This window comes from Brevibacterium album DSM 18261 (assembly GCF_000426445.1).
Classification (GTDB): Bacteria; Actinomycetota; Actinomycetes; order Actinomycetales; family Brevibacteriaceae; genus Brevibacterium; species Brevibacterium album.
In genome coordinates this window covers 314,216-331,678 of the sequence record NZ_KE384526.1, presented here as the reverse complement: position 1 = coordinate 331,678, position 17,463 = coordinate 314,216, and the positions used below count along the sequence as shown (strand labels likewise).

At 67.2% G+C, this 17,463-nt stretch carries 15 protein-coding genes; all 15 read left to right on the top strand.

From position 1 onward, the window contains the following. Positions 1–20 precede the first annotated feature (20 nt). The 15 genes from K318_RS0115190 (at position 21) to K318_RS0115120 (ending at position 17,428) form a co-directional block, all read left to right on the top strand. Complete coding sequence (locus tag K318_RS0115190; RefSeq protein WP_029090108.1) at positions 21–536, top strand: hypothetical protein; 516 nt, start codon at positions 21–23, stop codon at positions 534–536. Beyond that, a complete protein-coding gene (locus tag K318_RS23920) occupies positions 536–901 on the top strand; it encodes a hypothetical protein (protein WP_029090107.1) in 366 nt (121 codons plus the stop codon). Before K318_RS0115190 ends, K318_RS23920 begins: the two co-directional genes overlap by 1 nt. Next, positions 901–1,182 carry a DUF5403 family protein gene (locus K318_RS0115180; protein ID WP_029090106.1) on the top strand — a complete coding sequence of 94 codons (282 nt, stop codon included), beginning with the start codon at positions 901–903 and terminating at the stop codon, positions 1,180–1,182. The genes K318_RS23920 and K318_RS0115180 overlap by 1 nt, the downstream gene beginning before the upstream one ends. Further along, a complete protein-coding gene (locus tag K318_RS23915; protein WP_051298078.1) occupies positions 1,182–1,706 on the top strand; it encodes a hypothetical protein in 525 nt (174 codons plus the stop codon). The genes K318_RS0115180 and K318_RS23915 overlap by 1 nt, the downstream gene beginning before the upstream one ends. Before the next feature lie 7 nt (positions 1,707–1,713). Beyond that, positions 1,714–2,292, top strand: coding sequence for a phage tail tube protein (locus K318_RS22350; protein ID WP_051298077.1), 579 nt, complete (start codon positions 1,714–1,716; stop codon positions 2,290–2,292). Further along, positions 2,289–2,555, top strand: coding sequence for a hypothetical protein (locus K318_RS0115165; RefSeq protein WP_029090105.1), 267 nt, complete (start codon positions 2,289–2,291; stop codon positions 2,553–2,555). Before K318_RS22350 ends, K318_RS0115165 begins: the two co-directional genes overlap by 4 nt. A 127-nt stretch (positions 2,556–2,682) precedes the next feature. Continuing rightward, positions 2,683–3,018 (top strand): phage tail assembly protein, encoded by a 336-nt coding sequence (locus K318_RS0115160; RefSeq protein WP_029090104.1) that lies wholly within the window; start codon positions 2,683–2,685, stop codon positions 3,016–3,018. Positions 3,019–3,254: 236 nt separating this feature from the next. Continuing rightward, positions 3,255–3,425, top strand: a complete 171-nt coding sequence (locus K318_RS24855; protein WP_156914064.1) for a hypothetical protein — start codon at positions 3,255–3,257, stop codon at positions 3,423–3,425. Between the two features lie 6 nt (positions 3,426–3,431). Continuing rightward, positions 3,432–9,449 (top strand): hypothetical protein, encoded by a 6,018-nt coding sequence (locus K318_RS0115150; RefSeq protein WP_029090103.1) that lies wholly within the window; start codon positions 3,432–3,434, stop codon positions 9,447–9,449. Then, a complete protein-coding gene (locus K318_RS0115145) occupies positions 9,436–10,311 on the top strand; it encodes a hypothetical protein (RefSeq protein WP_156914063.1) in 876 nt (291 codons plus the stop codon). The genes K318_RS0115150 and K318_RS0115145 overlap by 14 nt, the downstream gene beginning before the upstream one ends. 67 nt (positions 10,312–10,378) lie before the next feature. Then, positions 10,379–11,419, top strand: coding sequence for a hypothetical protein (locus tag K318_RS0115140; RefSeq protein ID WP_029090101.1), 1,041 nt, complete (start codon positions 10,379–10,381; stop codon positions 11,417–11,419). Positions 11,420–11,428: 9 nt separating this feature from the next. Next, positions 11,429–12,754 carry a DUF4200 domain-containing protein gene (locus tag K318_RS0115135; RefSeq protein ID WP_029090100.1) on the top strand — a complete coding sequence of 442 codons (1,326 nt, stop codon included), beginning with the start codon at positions 11,429–11,431 and terminating at the stop codon, positions 12,752–12,754. A gap of 22 nt (positions 12,755–12,776) precedes the next feature. Further along, positions 12,777–16,811 carry a hypothetical protein gene (locus tag K318_RS0115130; RefSeq protein ID WP_029090099.1) on the top strand — a complete coding sequence of 1,345 codons (4,035 nt, stop codon included), beginning with the start codon at positions 12,777–12,779 and terminating at the stop codon, positions 16,809–16,811. Further along, positions 16,804–16,968, top strand: a complete 165-nt coding sequence (locus tag K318_RS24850; RefSeq protein ID WP_156914062.1) for a hypothetical protein — start codon at positions 16,804–16,806, stop codon at positions 16,966–16,968. Before K318_RS0115130 ends, K318_RS24850 begins: the two co-directional genes overlap by 8 nt. Continuing rightward, positions 16,943–17,428 (top strand): hypothetical protein, encoded by a 486-nt coding sequence (locus tag K318_RS0115120; RefSeq protein WP_156914061.1) that lies wholly within the window; start codon positions 16,943–16,945, stop codon positions 17,426–17,428. Before K318_RS24850 ends, K318_RS0115120 begins: the two co-directional genes overlap by 26 nt. The last annotated feature ends 35 nt before the right edge of the window (positions 17,429–17,463 follow it).

The following is a 17,463-nucleotide window of genomic DNA, read 5'->3' as shown; positions in this document are numbered from 1 at the left end:
CTGACACCGCGAGGTGAGCAGTGAGCGAGCAGACCGACCTCCCGGCGACGGAGGAGCCGCTCGCGACTGTCGATCAGGTCGCCGCGCGATGCGGGGAGCCTATTGAGCTCGCCGACGAGATCGCCCTGGCCGAGTCGATGATCGAAGCGGCCTCCGCGCAGGTCCGCCACTACGGCAGGCTGTGGCCGGTCGCCTCCAAGGCGCCGGCCATCGCTCGCACGATCGCAACCTCGGCAGCCGCCCGCGGGTACATGAACCCGTCGGGCTACACCGACGAGCGCTCAGACTCCGTCTCGTTGAAGCGGGCGGACATGTACGCGGCGGACGTGCAGCTGACCCCCAACGAGATCCGGATGCTCCGAGAGGCATCCGGGGCGGGGTCGGTGCAGTCGATCCGCATCGAGCTGGGGGCCGAGCGCTTCATCCCCAGATCGCAGCAGCGATCTGCGCCGCTCGTGCGCCGGGATCCTCACGAGGGGGCTCCGCTGGCAGACGGGGTGCACACCCCGATCCCCTTCTTCCGAGAGGGGCGGTAGTGGTCTCCAGGCTCATAGACCGCGGCAACGAGATCGTGCGCTGCTACCCGACGGTCACGCGGACCGACGTGGACGGCAACGAGGTCGCGGTCCCCGCCGACACCCCGTACAAGCGCCGCGCGACGGTCGCTGAAGACCGGCAGGCGGACGCCGAGCTGACGGGCCAGGTTTCGAACAAAGTCGTGCGCCTCGCGGTGCGGAACCTCCCGCACGCCGACTCCTGGTCGGGCTTCGAGTTCCGCGGCGAGCTCTGGGACCTGGCGCAGCCGCCGCACTGGAGCGACGGCGTTTCGCGGGCCATTCGCCACGTCGAGCTCGTCCTTCGCTCCCGCAACTCCATCCCCTTCGACTCGGGAGGCCTGTGATGCACATTCAGTGGTACTACCCGCGCACGGGGGAGGGGAGTGTCGCCGACATCGTCTCCCACCTCGGGGGCGTCCAGGCCGAGCTTCGCTCCGAGGCGCGCTCCCGAGCGGCGAAGGCAGCTGCGCTGCTGAATACCCGCCCCAAGATCCGCACCGGGGCCTCGCAGGTCGAGGTCGTCAAGGGAGACCTCGACTACCACGTCGTGCTGAACGACCCGTCGGGCAAGGGCGGCGCCGCTGGCATCGAAGAGCGGTTCGGGATCCTCGCGGCGGTGTTCTGATGGCCGCACCCCTCCCTCCGTACCCGGCGTTCGGCCCAGTCGCTCGACTGGGCCTCGGCATCCTCCGCCCGTGGTTCGGCGACGCCGTCACCATCGGCACGCAGATCCCCGCGGACCTCTCCGACAAGATGCCGTTCATCCTCGTGCGCGCTGATCGCCGCACGGGGCGCGAATCAGGCGTCTCCCAAGACGAGCGATTCCTGCGGACCTCTCTCCTCTCGGTCGAAGCCTTCACCTCTGGCCTTAACGCCGAATCAGACGGCTTCGACATCGAGGAATCGGCGCGCATGGCGATCTACCACGCATGGCGCAACCAGATCGTCGTTCCCGGCGCGGGCTCCATCGCTGCCATCACTTCCACCACAGACATCGCTCGGGTGAGCGATTACGCCACCAGCACCGGCGTCGTTCAGTACGCCTCGCTCCCGAAAGGGACTGTGCGCCACGAGGGCGTCTACCAGCTGCTCGTGCGCCCGCCCAAGGGCGGCACGGCGAATCGCTTCATCCCAAGCCAGTACGCATAGGAGCAACTTGGCTTTCAACGACGATGCAGTCATCAAGATCGCGACTGCGCACTTCTATACCGCACCGGTCGGTACTGACGCCCCCACGGACCCCGCCAACCCCGGGGCTGAGTGGGAGAACGTGGGCCACACCACGCTCGAGAACATCCTCTCGATGACCACCGAGGGCGGTGAGCGGACCGTTCTCGGCTCGCTTCAGAACCGCAACCTCAAGACCTCGCACTCCGCGCGGCAGGTGACGTTCAACTTCTCGATCCACCAGTTCGACGCGGACGGCATCAAGCTCTACCTCGGCGCGAACGCGGTGACCGAGGGTGGGCGCATCGGCCCCGCGGATACGCCGGCGCCGACGCAGCGGGCGTTCTACGTCTGCGTCGAGGACGGGGACCAGTACACGGACTTCTACGTCCCGCGAGCCGACATCCTCGGCTCGGACGACCTCGCCCTGGCCGACACCGAGTCGCTGGCATCCCTGCCGCTCGGCGTCACCCCGCTGCGGATGAACGACCGCGGCTCGGCTTGGTACACCTCGCCGGTCGCCCCGCTTCCCACCGGCGGCACCGAGAACCCGGGTGATGGTTCGTGACCTACGCGCCCCAGGAGTGGCGTGACGGCGACCCCGAGACACCGCTCTCGGGGTCTCGCCTGAGCCACCTCGAGCAGGGGGTGGCCGGCGCCCACGAGGCTGTGGCCTCCGCGGCGATGACAGCGACGTGGGGGCAGGTGGCGAACCGCCCCAGCCGCTACAACCCGACCGACCACACCCACGCGATCGCGGACATCACCGGCCTTCAGGCAGAGCTTGAGCGGCTGCAGTCCGAGATCGACGCCCTCAAACCAGAGGGCTGACGACCTCCCGCAACGACGCGGGGCCTAGCTGGCAGGCATAGCGAGCAGAGCTGCCCCTGGACCGGGTCTCCCGGGGGCGGCTTCTTCATCCCCGAGACCCGAGCCAACAGTCTGATTGGAGACCCACATGAAGCTGGCCGACATCAAGAAGAGCGCCGACAAGAAGTACGCACCGTTCGCCGTTGAGCTCGATGACGAGCGCACCGTACTGCTGCGCATCCCGCTCCGCCTGGCGAAGGAAGAGCGCCAGGCGATCACCAAGGCCTTCGAGGTGACGGACGAGGACTCTGCGCGCGACGCGATGGACGTCTACGAAGAGGTGTTCCGCATCCTCATCGCCGACGAGGCAGATGCCGACGCGCTGATCGCTGCGCTCGAGGGCGACCTCGCCTACTACCAGCAGCTGTTCAACGACTTCAGCGAGTCGATGCAGCTGGGGGAAGCGGCCAGCTCGAAGAACTGATCGACGAATACGCCGGGGAGCTGTTCGCGGACTTTCATTCTGAATACCAGCTCAACCTGGTTCAGATCATCCACGAGATGGGTGAGCCGGAAGGTTCGTGGTACAGCCCCCGGCTTTTGTTGTCTCTGATCTTCGAGCTCTCACCCGACTCGAGATTCACCGCAGCTCGGCGCGACGACCCGGAAGAGACGCGCGAGTGGCGGGCATGGGGCTCCCGGACATTCCAGAGCCAGCTCATGGCGGCCCTGACGAACTGGACGCAGATCCACGCGATCGGCGGCCTCCAGTGGCCCGAGGGCAAGGGCCCGACGTACACGCCGGTGACGGATCCCGGCTCCCGCGCTCCCAAGAAGCGCCCCCCGACCCTCGGGGAAATCCACAACCTCTTCGCATCAGCAGGCAGGTAGGTGCATATGGCCCTGAAGATCATTGGCGCCGTCGGCGTCAAGGTCAGGCCGGAGGCCAAGAACTTCCGGGACGAGGCGGAGCGAGATCTCCGCAAGCAGATGGGCGACCGGGACTACAGCGTCCCGATGAAGGTCCGCCCCGAACTCGATCGCAGCCGAGTCCGCCAGGACTTCGAGAAGCACAAGCAGATGATGAGGCGCGAGCTCGAACGCATCGAGGACGAGGTGCGACCGACGAAGGTGCGCATCGACCACCGCCAGGCGAAGAAGGATTTCGACCAGATCCGCTCCGACTCCGCGAGGGTGCGCAAGGCCCTTGAGGGCGACATCCGCCAGGCGATCGGGCACCAGAAGAACCTCTCGCGCGAGCTCGAGAACGAGCGGACGATTCGCGAAGGCCTGCGCAAAGAGATTGCGAAGCAGACTTCCGGAGCCAAGGGTCGCGAGGCAGTCCTGCGCCTGCAGAAGGAGATCAATCGCTCAGCCCGCCGCGAGTACGACATCGTCCAGGACCTCGTCGATGCCCGCAAGGCGGAGGGTGAACTCCGCGAGACGCTATCGAAGCAGGGCATTCGCTACGCGGAGAAAGAGCGCCAGGCGCTAGCTGAGGTCCGAAGCGAGCTCCACAGGCTCCGCCAGGGGCGAAATGAGCGCCTCGGCCTCTCGCCGGCAACCAACGAGCACAACCGCATCGAAGCGACGTTGCGCGACAACGCGCGCATCGAGCAGGAGTTCAAGGCTCACCAGGAGCGGATCCGTCGGGAGGCGGAGCGCACCCGCGAAGCGATCGACGGCAAGAAGGCCACGCTCAACGTCGACCTCGACGACGGCGCCGCTCGCGCGCAGATGATGTGGCTGACCCGCCCGCGCTCGGTCCCCATCCACGTCCGCGTCAACACCAAGAGTCTGCTCATCGCCGAGGGCATCCTGCGCTCGATGGCCGGCGTCAACGCGCTGTCCAAGATGGGCACGATGCTCGAGGGCACGCTGCGGAACTTCGACAAGTTCACGCTCGTCACCAGCATGATAACCGCCGCGGTTCTCAACCTGACCAACGCCGCGATCGGCGGCACGGCAGCGCTCTTCGGCATCGGCAAGGGGCTCGTGCAGGTTATGCAGGGCGCCGCGATGGCACCGACGTTCATCGGAGCGATCGCCACCTCGATGGTCGTCGCAGCAACCGCGACGGCGGAGTTCTTCTCCGCGCTGTCGTCGGGAGACTTCAGCAACCTGTCGGGCAACGCGCTGAAGAACGCGCAGATGCTCGAGGGCTCCTGGACCCGGCTGAGCGACGCAATCAAAGACGACTTCTGGTCCGAGGCGGGAACGTCGATGGCGCGGTTCGTCAACCGCGCGCTCCCCACGCTCGAGCGAGGCCTCCGCCAGACCGCCGGCAGCATGGGCCGACTGTGGTCCGAGACCTTCACCGGACTCGAGGACGCACTCGACCTCGGCTACTACGACCGGATGTTCGACGGCCTCAGCGGGATGATGCGCGAACTCGCCGGCGCAGCTCGCCCTGCGATGCGCGCGATCATGCAGCTCGGCGCTCGCGGCGCCGAGTACCTCCCCCGGCTGGGGGAGTGGCTGCGCGAGGGCGCCGAAGGATTCGAGCGCTTTATAGCAGAAGCCGACGCAGCCGGCCGGATTGACCAGTGGATCGAGAACTCCATCCAGGGGCTTAAGGATCTCGGCAACGTCTCCAAGGGCACGTGGAACATCCTCGAGGGCTTCTCCACCGCAGCACTCGCCGCGGGGGCTGCGGACCTCACCGCATTCGGCGAAGCGATGGTCCGCTGGGGCGACGCCGTCGAATCGGCGCAGGGCCAGTTCATCCTCGGAGAGCTGTTCGAAGGAGCCCTGCAGGGGCTCTCGAGGCTCGGCGACGGGATGGGCAACTTCTTCTCCACACTGGGCGACCACATCTCGTGGATCAAGGAAGTCGAGATCGCAGCCGGCGGCATCGGCGGCGAGATCTTCAACTCGCTCGCGACGATCTTCGACAACGAGCGGTTCCGCGGCGGGATGCTGACGGCGCTGCACGACGTCGAGGAGGCGATGCGTCGGCTCAACCCGGCATTCGACTCCGCGGCAGGCCTGGTCGGCGACCTCGGCAGGGTCGCCGGTGCGATCTTCAAGGGCATCGCCCCGACGATCAACTCGGTCGTGGGACTCGTCTCGGATGTCGTCGGCGACCTGTCCGGGCCGCTGATCGACGCGATCCCGCGCCTCACTGCCGGAATGGGCGCTCTGGTCGACCTCGTCGGCGGTGGAGTCCGCGGGGCGTCGACGGCCGTTGCCGGCCTCGTCGACGGCTTCAACGCTCTGCCCGGCCCGATCCAGTCCGCGCTGCTCACCGCGGGCGGGCTGTTCCTGATGCGCAACCACATCCGAGCCGCGTCCGACGCAGTCGTCGGCAGGATGCTCCCGGCGTACACGCAGTGGGGCCGGGCCGCTCGTGAGGTGCAGGAAGCTGCAGCTGCTCAGGGTCGGCAGATCTCCCTCCTCCGAGGTGCGACCACGTACTTCCGCGAGGAGATGGCCGCGTCCGCCACGATGGCGAGGCAGCAGGGCCAGGAGATCTCGAAGACGGCTCAGCGGTTCGCGGCGTTCGACCGCATCACCGGCACCGCGCTCTACGGTGTCTACGAGGGCTCAAAGCGAGCCCAGGGCGGCGTACGCGATCTCGCTGGAGCCGTGCGCTCCGCGGCCTCCCCGATGACGACGTTCGCCCGCTCGTCTGATGCGGCGTCGAGCACGGTTCAGCGCAGCTTCGCGCAGATGTACACCTCGGCGCGCAACCTCGCCACGAGCCTCCCCGCCATCGGCCCGCTGTTCACGCAGCTCGGCACGGGGATCGCCCGGGACGCTGAGCGGGGTCGTGGCGGGATCCAGAGGCTCTTGCAGAGCCTCCAGGACTTCGACCAGCGCATGAGCGTCATCGCCGGCTCCTCGCAGTTCGGCACGCTCAACACCCAGGTCGGCAAGATGCACGAGGCCGGCCGCAGGGCCGGGGCTGGGCTGAGGTCGATCGCCTCCGGCGCCGGCCAGGCAGCAGCTGCCATCGGCGCGACCGCCGCGACCGGCCTGCGCTCCGCGGCCACCGGCCTGATGGGCGCGATGGGCGGGCCGTGGGGGCTTGCCCTCACTGGTGCCGCCGTCGGCATCGGAGTGCTGGCTCAGCAGAGCTCTGAGGCGAACCAGCGCGTAAAGGCGTTCCAGTCCACCCTCCGTACGGACGGAACGGCAAGCGCCGATACTTTCGCGCTTGCCGCAGAGCGCGCTGGCGAGAAGACAACCAGCATGGGAATGAGCTTCTGGACGGCCGGCGAGACGTTCTACGACGTCGGGCGCCAGATCGGCGTCTCGAGCCAGACCATGACCGAGGCCTTTGCTGGCAATAAGGATGCGATTGATTCCGTTCGCTCCAGCCTGGACGCGTGGGACGCCAGCAAGAACCCAGTCAAGGCGTTCTTCGACGGGACGAATGCAGCTGCGAGCGCGCTCGAGGGTGAGCTCAAGAAGGTCGAGAAGGAGTCGGATACAGCCCGACAGAACCTCCTCGACATGGCCGACGCCACGGGCGTCTCCACCGAGCGAGTCTCCGCTCTTACTCAGATGTGGCAGGGCTGGGGCGATTCGGTCCGCGCCGGGACCATTACCGGCCAGCAGATGCTCTCCGTCCTGGACACCATGACCGGGTCGCAGATCGCGCTCCAGGACGCCTCGTATAACTACCAGGCGTCCCTCGCTCAGAGCAAGTCCGTCATGAGCGAGTGGAGCAAGATCCACGCCGGGGGAATCAGCGACATCGTCTCCCACTTCAAGGATGCGAACGCGACGTTCGACATGACGAAGCAGTCGCAGCGCGACCTCTACTCGATCCTGCGGCAGCAGGTGGAGCCCGCGTTCCAGCGGGTCGCCGAGGCGTTCAACAGCGTCGGCGGGGGAGCAAAGGGCATCGAGGCTGCACGCGCCACAATGACCGGCATCCGTGAAGACATGATGTCGCAGCTGATGCAGATTGAGGGGATGACCGAGGAATCGGCCGCAAACATCCTCGACAGCCTCAACATCAACCCCGATGCCATCGAGCTTGTCCTCGACGAGAACAATCTTGACGAGGACATCGCGTCCATCGCGCGCAGCCTGGAGATCCTCACGGGCCGGACGAACGAGATTGCGATCGAGGCCACGGGACTCGATCCGCTTCAGTCTGACGTTGCGCACGCCAAGGATATGCTCTTCGCCCTCACGTCGCCGATGTACTTGACGAAGATCGGCGGCGAGGACGCGCTCTCGCCGATCCTGGACTCAGCCACCGGCAAGCTCAACGAGATGGAGACCGAGAAGCTGGTCGAGATCGTCGCCCGCGACGATGCGTCGTCGGTGATCGAGGCCGTTAGGTCTGCTCTTGACGCCGGGCTCAACAATGAGGCGTACGAGGTGGTTCTGACTGCAATCGACAACGCCTCTGGCATTGCCGATGACGTGGCCGACAAGCTCATGTCGGCCACGGTGCTGGGCGACTACGAGGCGGCGATCGAGATCCTGAACGAAGAGGGTCTTCACGACGCGGCCGACAAGCTGGCCGACCTCGACGGAACGAAGGCCACGCCAGAGGTTGACCTTGACGCGGGCGATGCTGAGGACAAGACCCGGTCCATCACGGAGGGCCTGGACGAAGTCAACACGTTCAACGCTCTGCCCACTATCGGGCTCAACGACGAGGCCTCGCCCCTCCTGCCCGGCATCGGCGGGCTGCTCGAGGGTATCGGCAGCCTCAACCCGTTCCCGACCGTCGACCTCAACGATCAGGCCTCGCCGAAGGCGGGGCACATCAACGACGCGCTCGCGCCCTTCGTGGGCTGGGCGCACTCGGTGACCCTGGGGGCCATCGACCAGGTCACGCCCACGGCCGCAGCCGCAATGTCCGCCCTCGGGCCGGTGAACGGCGCGGTGGCGATGGCTCACCTGATGGCCGACAACCAGGCGTCCCCGGAGATCGAGGCAGCGCAGTCCTCGGCGGGTGAGTTCGACGGGCAGAGCTTCGTCGGCGAGATGGACGTGATGGACAACGCCACGTTCCAGATCAACGCCGTGATGAGCCTCCTCCAGGCAGTGCGAATGGCTCAGGCCCCCGTGACCCTGACGGCCATCGACGCAGCGTCGCCGGTAATCAGCGTGGTCATCGGGCAGCTGGGCGCGCTGAACGGCATGAGGGCGAACGCGGTCATCACCGCGAACGCCGGACCCGCGATGGCTGCTGCTGCAGCTGCTCGAGCTGCGCTCACCGCGGCGTCGCGAAGCTCCTACCAGGCGACGCTCACGGCTAACCCCGGTCCGGCGATTGCCGGGGCTATGGCAGCGCGCACAGCGCTCACTGCGGCCGCTCGAGCTCGGTACCAGGCGACGATCTCCGCGAACCCGGCGCCAGCAATCTCCGGCGCCCGTGCCGCGACAACGGCGATCCGAGCAGTGCCGGACAAGACGGCCAACGTCCGCGCGAACGTATCTGGCCTCGGGGCTGTCCAGGCGCTCCGGGCTGCGATCGCGTCTGTGCGGTCGAAGACGGTCACCGTCACGGTGAACCGCCGGGGCAGCACGGCGATGGCCGACGGCGGTCTCATCGAAGGCGGCGTGCAGACATTCGCCAACGGCGGGATCAATCTCGGTCGCGTGATCGACAACCGCATCCGGTTTATGGCCGAAAACCACACGGCTCAGATCGCCCACGCCGGCGCGATGCGCCTGTGGGCGGAACCCGAGACCGGGGGAGAGGCGTACATCCCGCTCTCCGAGTCGAAGCGCTCGAGGTCCGAGGACATCCTCGACCAGGTCGCTACGCGGTTCGGCGGGCGCTACGTCCGCCCCGGCACGCAGGCGACCGAGACGCGCGAGGGGGATGTCTACAACATCACCCTGCCGACGGTCGAGCGCAACGCAGCCGACGAGGTCGCAGAAGACCTCACGTTCCATCTGAAGCACATGCGACGAGGAGGTGCCGCTGGTGGCCCTATCTGACGGCGGCATCGCCCTTGGCGATCTCGAGATCAACGACTTCACGCCCATCTGGATCCGCGACATGGACCTAGGGGCCGAGACGGTTGAGTCCGAGGACATCGACAACCCGGTGTTCGACGACACCTACGCCGGCGTGGACTTCCACCGAGGTCCGACCTGGGCGTTCGAGATCGTCGTCGAGGGCAAGACTCCCGCGGAGGTGCTGGACCGCGTCGGGCGCGTGAAGCGCGCGTGGCGCAACCCCGCGGTGACGAAGAAGGGCGGAGCTCTCGCCGAACTCCGCGTGCACACGGCCGGCCGCGAGCGTGCCGTTTACGGCCGGCCCAGGCGGTTCGCCTGCAACCCGATGAGGACAGCCCTCGAGGGCTACGCGATCATCGACTGCGACTTCAAGCTCATGGATCCGATCATCTACGACGCCGCGTGGCAGTCGCGCGATCTCACGATCGTGCCCCCGCTCATGCGCGGCCTCACCGAGCCGCTGACCGAGCCGCTCTCCACGGGCGGGGCGTCCCTCCGCCAGGGCATGATCGACGAAATCGGCGGCACAGCGCCCACGCCGTTCTGGGTCGACATCCAGGCGAACATGGAGCCGCTCAGCAGGCCGTACTTCTCGATCGCAGGGAACCGGTACGAGTTCGACTTCACGCTCGCTCGCGGCCGGCGCCTCCAGGTCGATTCCCGCAGAGGGGTTGCGAACGTCAACGGCACCTCTCACCTGTCGACGATGACCCGGCGCACCCGCCTGAAGAGCGTCCGCCTGCCGGCCAGCGGCCCGACGGAGATCAGCTTCGGCGGCGTCGACGAGTCCGGCACGGCGACGGCCCGCTTCTGGTGGAGGCCGGCGCACTACTCGCTCTGACATTTCACTCGCATACAGGGGTCTGGCCTTTCGGGGCCAGGCCCCGTTGTCATTCACAGGAGAATGCATGGCTCTAGATCCCGTGCCGTGGTTCATCGGCGGTGCAGCGGAGCACTCGGCCGAGGCGGCTCGCCAGCAGGCGTGGAGCGCCACTCAGGGCCGGACTGGGGTGAGTACCCCGTCCAGCCTGCTCGTATCCGCAACCCCCACCCCTTCCGGCTCGGTGCGCATCTCCGCCGGCGGTGCCGCAATGGAGTCGACGTACCAGGGCGCCTCGCAGCAGTCCTACACCGTCCGCAACGGTGCGATGATTACCGTCCCCGTGCCGGCGAACAACAGCTCATCGACGGTCACCCGCATTGTCGGCATCGAGGTCCGCGACCCGCAGTACATGGGCGCTTACCCCCCGGACCGGGAGAAGGGTCCATACGTCTTCGCCTCGGCGACCCTGCCGGCGTTCAGCTCCGGATTCCGGCACCCGTACGTGCTGCTGGCGACGATCCGAATGCCCGCGAACACCTCGGTCGTCACGAACGCGATGATTACCGATGCTCGCGAACTGCTCAATCCCCGCCGGGAAGAGGTCGTGCACGCGCGCCCGCGCGTTGCTGCGGACGACTCCAATCAGAACTTCCTCACCGGTCGGCGCGCTACCGGCGGGGAGTACTTCCCCGGGGGCGCGGGATACGCGAACGAGTTCACCACCCGCATTCCAACGTGGGCGACGATGATGATTATCGAATCCGGATGGCTGTCCGTTCGGATGGACGGAAATCAGTCGTCGTGGGGAAACTTCTGGATCGAGTACGGCGACGAGTATCGGCCGCATACGTGGCCGAATAAGCAGCAGTGGGAGTTCGCGACCCAGCATTTCTCGTGGGACGTCGCCGAGAACTCCGCGGTGTACCGAAACAACTGGCTGCTCGCGGACACTCGGACGGTGCCCTCGAAGCTCAAGGGCAAGGACACCACCTTCGTCTACAAGGCCGCGATCTCCGACTCCACGAACGCGGCATCGCGCGCGGTCAGCTGCGACTCCCTGTCGGGATTGACGACCCGCATCACGTTCATCGAGGCGCCTGACGGCACCTGGCACGACGCGAACTAAGGGGGGCGGATGGACGTTCAGTACGCCGCCTACGGTCTCAACGGCGATGGCACGCAAGAGCTCCTGCACCCCGACCTGCACCTGTCGGACGTGACGATCGCTCGCGAGCTCGGCGTCGGACGGCTCACCGGCACGCTCCCGCCGGAGGTGCTACGCGAGCGCGCCCACACGGGCGCCCAGGTCATCCAGCCCTGGCGGACGGCGATCTACGCGTTCGTCGACGGCGTGCTGTTCGACGCGTACATCATCGCCGAGGTCTCCGATTCCGACTCGAAGGCCGAGATCGACTGCGTCGGGTTTCTGGGCTACCTCGGAGTTCTCCCGTATCGCGGGGTCTTCAAGCGCCGGGATGTTCCGGCGCAGGATGCCTTCCGCCAGGTGGTCTACAACGCCGCCACGTGGGGCGGCTCGGACCTCGGTTTCGCGCTCCAGTTCCACGGCACGCTCCCGCGGCTGGGCAACCCCGACCCGGGCCGGCTGGACCCGATTCCAGCGATGCCGCGCAAGCCGCCGGCGTTCACCGAGAAGCAGCCGACCAAGCCCAAGCGCCCCACGGGATCCGGACTCGGCTCCTCGTACACGAAGGCGATGGACCGGTACAACAAAGACCTCGAGGCATGGCGCAAGCGGCGCGATGCCGCGCAGGAGGCGGACCGCGAGTACAAGCGGAAGAAGGATGAGCGCGATCGCGCGATCAAAGACCGCGAGAAGGCGCTCGATGATGCCGCGTACAAGCTCGAGCACTGGTCGACGCACAGCCTGCTCGGAGAGTTCCAGTCGTTGCTCCAGGACTGCGATGCGAACGCACGCGTGGTCCACACGATGAGCGGGCACCAGGCCTCGCACCGCATCGAGGTGTTCGCCGGCTCGCGCCGACGTAACCACCGAGCGACGTTCGTCGACGGCGAGAACGTCATGGTCCGGCCCAAGCTCACCCGCGGCACCGAGCTCGAGGCGACGACCGTCCAGGTCTACGGCGCCGGCGAGGGCAGCAAGATGCTCCGCTCGCAGTGGGGATACCCGGCCGGGGGTCGTCACGGCCTCCAGAGGGTGACAACCCACGTCGACAAGCGACTGCGCTCGCACCAGCGAGTTTCCGCCACGGCCGAGGCGCTCGTACGCACCCGGCGGGAGTGGTGGGAATACGACGAGCTCACCGTCATCAACGACTCGCTCGCACCCATTGGGGCCTTCGACGTAGGGGACGAGGTCCTTTACTCCACGCTCGACCGCCGCGGTCTGGAGACCGAGGCGTGGGTGCTCATCACCCAGATCGAAATCAACCCCGCGGAAGGGGTTGCATCCGTGCGAATCAAACCACTCGGAGACATCTGACGTCTCCGCGAAGGAGGCATGAGTGAGCAGCTCTCGCAGGCTCGCTGAAGAGGTCTACCGCATCGAGCAGCTGGCCCTCGGGCACGCGACCACGCCGCAGCTGGGATCGAGCCGCATGGACGGAGGGGTTCTCGAGTGGGGCGACGGTGACGGGCACATCATCGGGCGGATCGGCCCGGACGGCAACGGCGCGCTGGACATCGAATACATCGAAGGCCCACCCCCGCCTCAGCCCTCGGTGCCGGTCGTGACCTCGGATGCCGGCTTCGTCCGCGTCCGATGGGACGGCGGGTGGGGATCCCCGGACGACCCCGCCGCAGTCTCCGACCCCGACATCGGCTCGACAGCCGACGCGGATCGAGTAGAGATCCACCTCAGCCTCGATGAGAACTTCGTCCCGGACCCCGTGAGCAGTTTCGCGGGGTCTTTCTCTGTCGTCCCCGAGGGTGGGGACACGACGATCGGACCGCTGGTCGAGTCCGGCACGTACTGGTGCGTGCTCATGGCCCGGTCGAAGGCCGGCCGCTACGGCATCCCCTCGCAGCGCGTCGACATCGAGGTGAGCGGGGTCAATCTCGACTCCGAGCTGTTCGATCTCGCCCTGCGCGCCGACGAAGCGATGGAGTCCGCCGACGGAAAGAACAGCGTCTACTACGGAGACGAAGAGCCCACCCCGCGGCCGGTGCTGGACGAGGACGGCAACCCCGTCCTCGACGACGAGGGCAACCCCATCGTGCGCGGCTTCAAGGACGGCGACATCTGGTTCGGCCAGGGCAACCTCCCGCACGTCTGGTCCGGCGAGGCCGGGGAATGGGTATCCGCCGCCGACTCGCGCGTGGATGCGATCCAGGAGGCGCAAGACGAGCTGCGCCGGGACGTGGAGCGGATTGTCACCGACGGCACCGGCACCACCACGTACTGGCAGCCGACAGCCCCCGATGAGACGACCACGCCACCCCCGAAGGAGGGCGACCTGTGGTTCAACACCAGCGGTGGCGGAAATGAGCTACACCGCTTCTCTGGTGGAGCGTGGGTCTCGGCCCGGGACTCGCGCCTGGCCGAGCTTCAGGAAGCGATCGACAACATCGAGGTCGACTTCGATGCCGACCCCATCCTGGCCGAGGCCCGGGATGAGGCGAAGCGCCTTGCAGATCAGGCTCGCGACGAAGCGCTCGCGGCCGACACCCGAGTCCACATGCTCACCGCCTCAGACATCCTCGAGCTCAACGCGGCGCTGGATGCGATCACGGACAGGAAGCCCGGCGACCTCGCCGTATGGGACAGCCGCCAGATCGGCGAAGACCTCGGGACCTGGCAGTACCGCTGGACCGGCACCGAGTGGCTCCTCCAGGCAGACCAGACCGGCACCCTTGCGCTAGGCATGGCATCGCGGGCGCACGTGACCGCGAGTGGCAAGAACCGCATCACGCGGTCTCGGTCGAACCCTCCTACGAGCTATACGGGTCGTACTGACGACCTGTGGTGGGTGGTGTCCTCGCTCGGGTCGGGCGGGCAGGTTCTCTCGCAGTGGCGATGGAACGGCAATGTCTGGGTCTCCGAGACCATCTCCAGCGCAGTCCTCGCCTACGTCGATGCCGCGAAGATCACGGTCGGGATCCTCGATGCGGACCGCATTGGAGCCGAGTCGATCATCGCCCGGCACATCGCCGCGGGGGCAATCGGAGCGACAGCCATCGCCGCCGAGGCAATCGAGGGACGGCACGTCAAGGCCGGCAGCCTGCTCGCGGACGCCGTCCTGGTCCCCGGCAGCGTGGGAGGGACGCTCATCGCCGACGGGGCCGTGACGACGAACCACATCGCCGCGGGCAGCATCACCGCCGAGTCCGGCATCATCGAGTCCCTGAGCGCGGGCACCATCACCTCGGGGATCCTGGACACGGCGCGCCTGGCAGCCGGGTCTATCACCGGCGACAAGCTGCTCATCGGCGGCGAGCGGAACCTGCTCCCGAACGGCGACCTCACCTCCGGGAGTGCGGCCGGATGGCCGCGGGATCCCGCGTTCAACGCAACGGCAGGCCCGGGCGGAGGGCCATGCGTCACCTACCCCGCCAGTACCAACACCGTGCCGTTCGCCCCGATGGGCCAGTGGCCGGTCGCCGCCGGCGACGAGGTCGTGTTCGAGGCGTGGGTGAAGGCCGATACCCCCGGGTCGAAGATCTTCTTTGAGGTCAGGGACCAGAACGGCGCGCACCTGCGCCCCGCCGGTGCCCTGTCGTGGAGGCCCGAAGAATCCAATGCCGCCGCGGGTGCATACCCGGCTCAGGACTTCGAGGTCCCGACCGAGTGGACCCTCATCCGCTCGCGGCTCGTCGTGACGTCCGCGACGGCCCGCGCGATGTCGCTGGGCTCCACCTACTTCAACCACGCGAACGGCTCCAACCGCAACGCGGCCGTCTCGATCGCGGGCCTGAAGCTGTACAAGCGCGCAGGGGCGACTCTGATCGCCGGTGGTGCGATCACGACCGAGAAGATCGCGACCGGTGCGATCACCGCGGAGTCCGGCATCATCGGATCGCTCGACGCCGGCGTCATTACCACCGGAGAGCTGCGAGGTGAGCTGATCCGGGCCGGCTCCATCGCCGGCCAGGCGCTGGCGGCTGATGCCATCGACGGCAAGGTCATCACCGGCGCCACGATCCGCACGGCGGCGGCTGGCGCTCGCGTGGAGATGAACAACCTCGGCCTCACGCAGTACAACGCCTTCGGTCAGCCGATCGTGCAGATGACCGACGGGGCGTTGAGCGTCGTCGGGACCCTGAGGTCGAGCATCGGCAGCGGCCCGCACGTCCGCATCGACTCGCGGCTGTGGACAGGCTCAATATCAGTCCCAACGCCCGGCGAAGACGTTGATCCCACTTCCGCGAGCGGCGGGGAAGGTGCCACAGGGGGGACCCGCCCGTCGATTGACGCGGCGGGCGTCCGAATCGGCGAGTCCGATACCCCTGCGAGATCGGGGGACATCGTCTATGCGCGGACCTCCGACGGCTCGTCGATCGGCATGGTCGGACCCGACGCTGGATCAGGCCTAGCCCAGGTGCGCGCCTGGGCGAGCGGGGATGCCGGAATCGCAAGTCAAGACCCCTCGGGGCGGTCGGTCGCGAGTATCTACACGAAATCCTCCGGCGGCGCGTACGTGCAGGGAGTCGGAGCGGAATCCATCGTTGGCGTCAACCCCGACGGCGCCGTCTTCATGCGCTCCGGGAGTGACGGATTTATCGGCGCTCGAGGCAAGACGGCATGGATGAACAACGATCTTGGCGCGCAGTTTGCCGTCCGCCCGAACGGAACCGCCGACATGCTGGCAGGGGATTCAATCCTCAGGCTCCTGGGCGACGGGGACATTCACCTCCTCGGCCGCAAGACGCTCTGGGCTCATGCGGATGAGGTCAATCTCCAGGGCTTCCGGGGACTCCATGTCCAGTCAGGAGGCCCTGGCCGAGGGGGCAATCTGGTGGTGAGGTCGTACGGGTCGATCGACTTCGAGTCCGCGCGACCCGGGGACAACACCTACGCCGCGCGCATGGACCTCACTTGGGACTCTAGGTCGGGGTTCATTCGGTCGATGGACATCCACGGCCGCACCTACGGATCGTCGGCGAACGTGCATATCACTTCGAACGGCGTCCTCGGCCGCAGCACCTCCGCTCGCCGATACAAGGATGACGAGCGGGTCATCCCGCCTAGCGACTACGCCGACAAGCTGCTCTCGATCCCGTTCAAGTCGTGGGTCGACAAGGCCGAGCAGGCGGCGCATCAGGAGCTCATGCGGTTCCGCAAGGACAGCCCGATGTGCCCCGCGCCCGAGTCGCTGATGGAGGCGCCCGAGGAGCTCACTAGGCACATCGGAGCCGTCTCTGAGGACTTCCTCGATGCCGGGCTCGACGAGTTCGTCGAGATCGACCAGTACGGGCAGACCCAGGGGCTGCACTACGACCGCATCGGCATGGCCCTCGTGCCCATCGTGCGCGACCAGCGCGATCAGATCACCGAGCTCCAGCGAGAGCTCACCGACCTCAAGGAGCTCATCAATGCCTGACCAGAACACCGACGTCCAGGTCGTCACCAACCTCTACTCCCACTACCTCCAGGAGTCGATTCGGCTGACCGAGGAGAACGTCCGCCTCCGCGTGCGCATCGCCGAGCTCGAGGCGGAGAAGGGGGCTGAGGGTGACAGCAATCTCGACCTCGACTGATTCGATCCCGGTCATCGACCCCGACTCGCCGTGCATGAACCCCAGCCCCACCGAGCGCGTTCTGCGCGCTCTCGGGCACGCGAGTATCGGAGCGGCGGGCGTGTATGCCTGGTTCGTCGACCTGCCCGGCTCCCTATTCGTCGCCACCGAACCGTGGCAGCTCGTGCTGTGGATCGCCTTCATGGTCGCGGGCCTGATCGCGGCCGCTGGAGTCTTGGCCGGGCGGCTGCTCTGGGAGTACTCGAGCCTGCCGTTCATGGCCGGCGGAGTGCTTATCTACGTCGTCGCCCTGCTCAACGCGGTGGCAGTCAACTTCAACTCAGCCGCCGGGGTGGGCGTGTTCCTGGTGGCGGCACTCGCCGCCTATCTCGGCGCCCGGTGGTGGGGGCTGGATCGCCTGCTCCGTCATCCGCTGCGCGACATGCTCCGCGCCCGCAAGAGGCGGGGTGATCCCTCCTGAGCGCTTCGGTCGTCATCGCCATCGTCGGGGCGATC

Bases quoted from the DNA above. Each gene is read 5' to 3' on its own strand.
- K318_RS0115135 (WP_029090100.1), top strand. From the start codon at position 11,429: ATGGACGTTCAGTACGCCGCCTACGGTCTCAACGGCGATGGCACGCAA.
- K318_RS23915 (WP_051298078.1), top strand. From the start codon at position 1,182: ATGGCCGCACCCCTCCCTCCGTACCCGGCGTTCGGCCCAGTCGCTCGA.
- K318_RS24850 (WP_156914062.1), top strand. From the start codon at position 16,804: ATGCCTGACCAGAACACCGACGTCCAGGTCGTCACCAACCTCTACTCC.
- K318_RS24855 (WP_156914064.1), top strand. From the start codon at position 3,255: ATGGCGGCCCTGACGAACTGGACGCAGATCCACGCGATCGGCGGCCTC.
- K318_RS0115140 (WP_029090101.1), top strand. From the start codon at position 10,379: ATGGCTCTAGATCCCGTGCCGTGGTTCATCGGCGGTGCAGCGGAGCAC.
- K318_RS0115160 (WP_029090104.1), top strand. From the start codon at position 2,683: ATGAAGCTGGCCGACATCAAGAAGAGCGCCGACAAGAAGTACGCACCG.
- K318_RS0115150 (WP_029090103.1), top strand. From the start codon at position 3,432: ATGGCCCTGAAGATCATTGGCGCCGTCGGCGTCAAGGTCAGGCCGGAG.
- K318_RS0115180 (WP_029090106.1), top strand. From the start codon at position 901: ATGCACATTCAGTGGTACTACCCGCGCACGGGGGAGGGGAGTGTCGCC.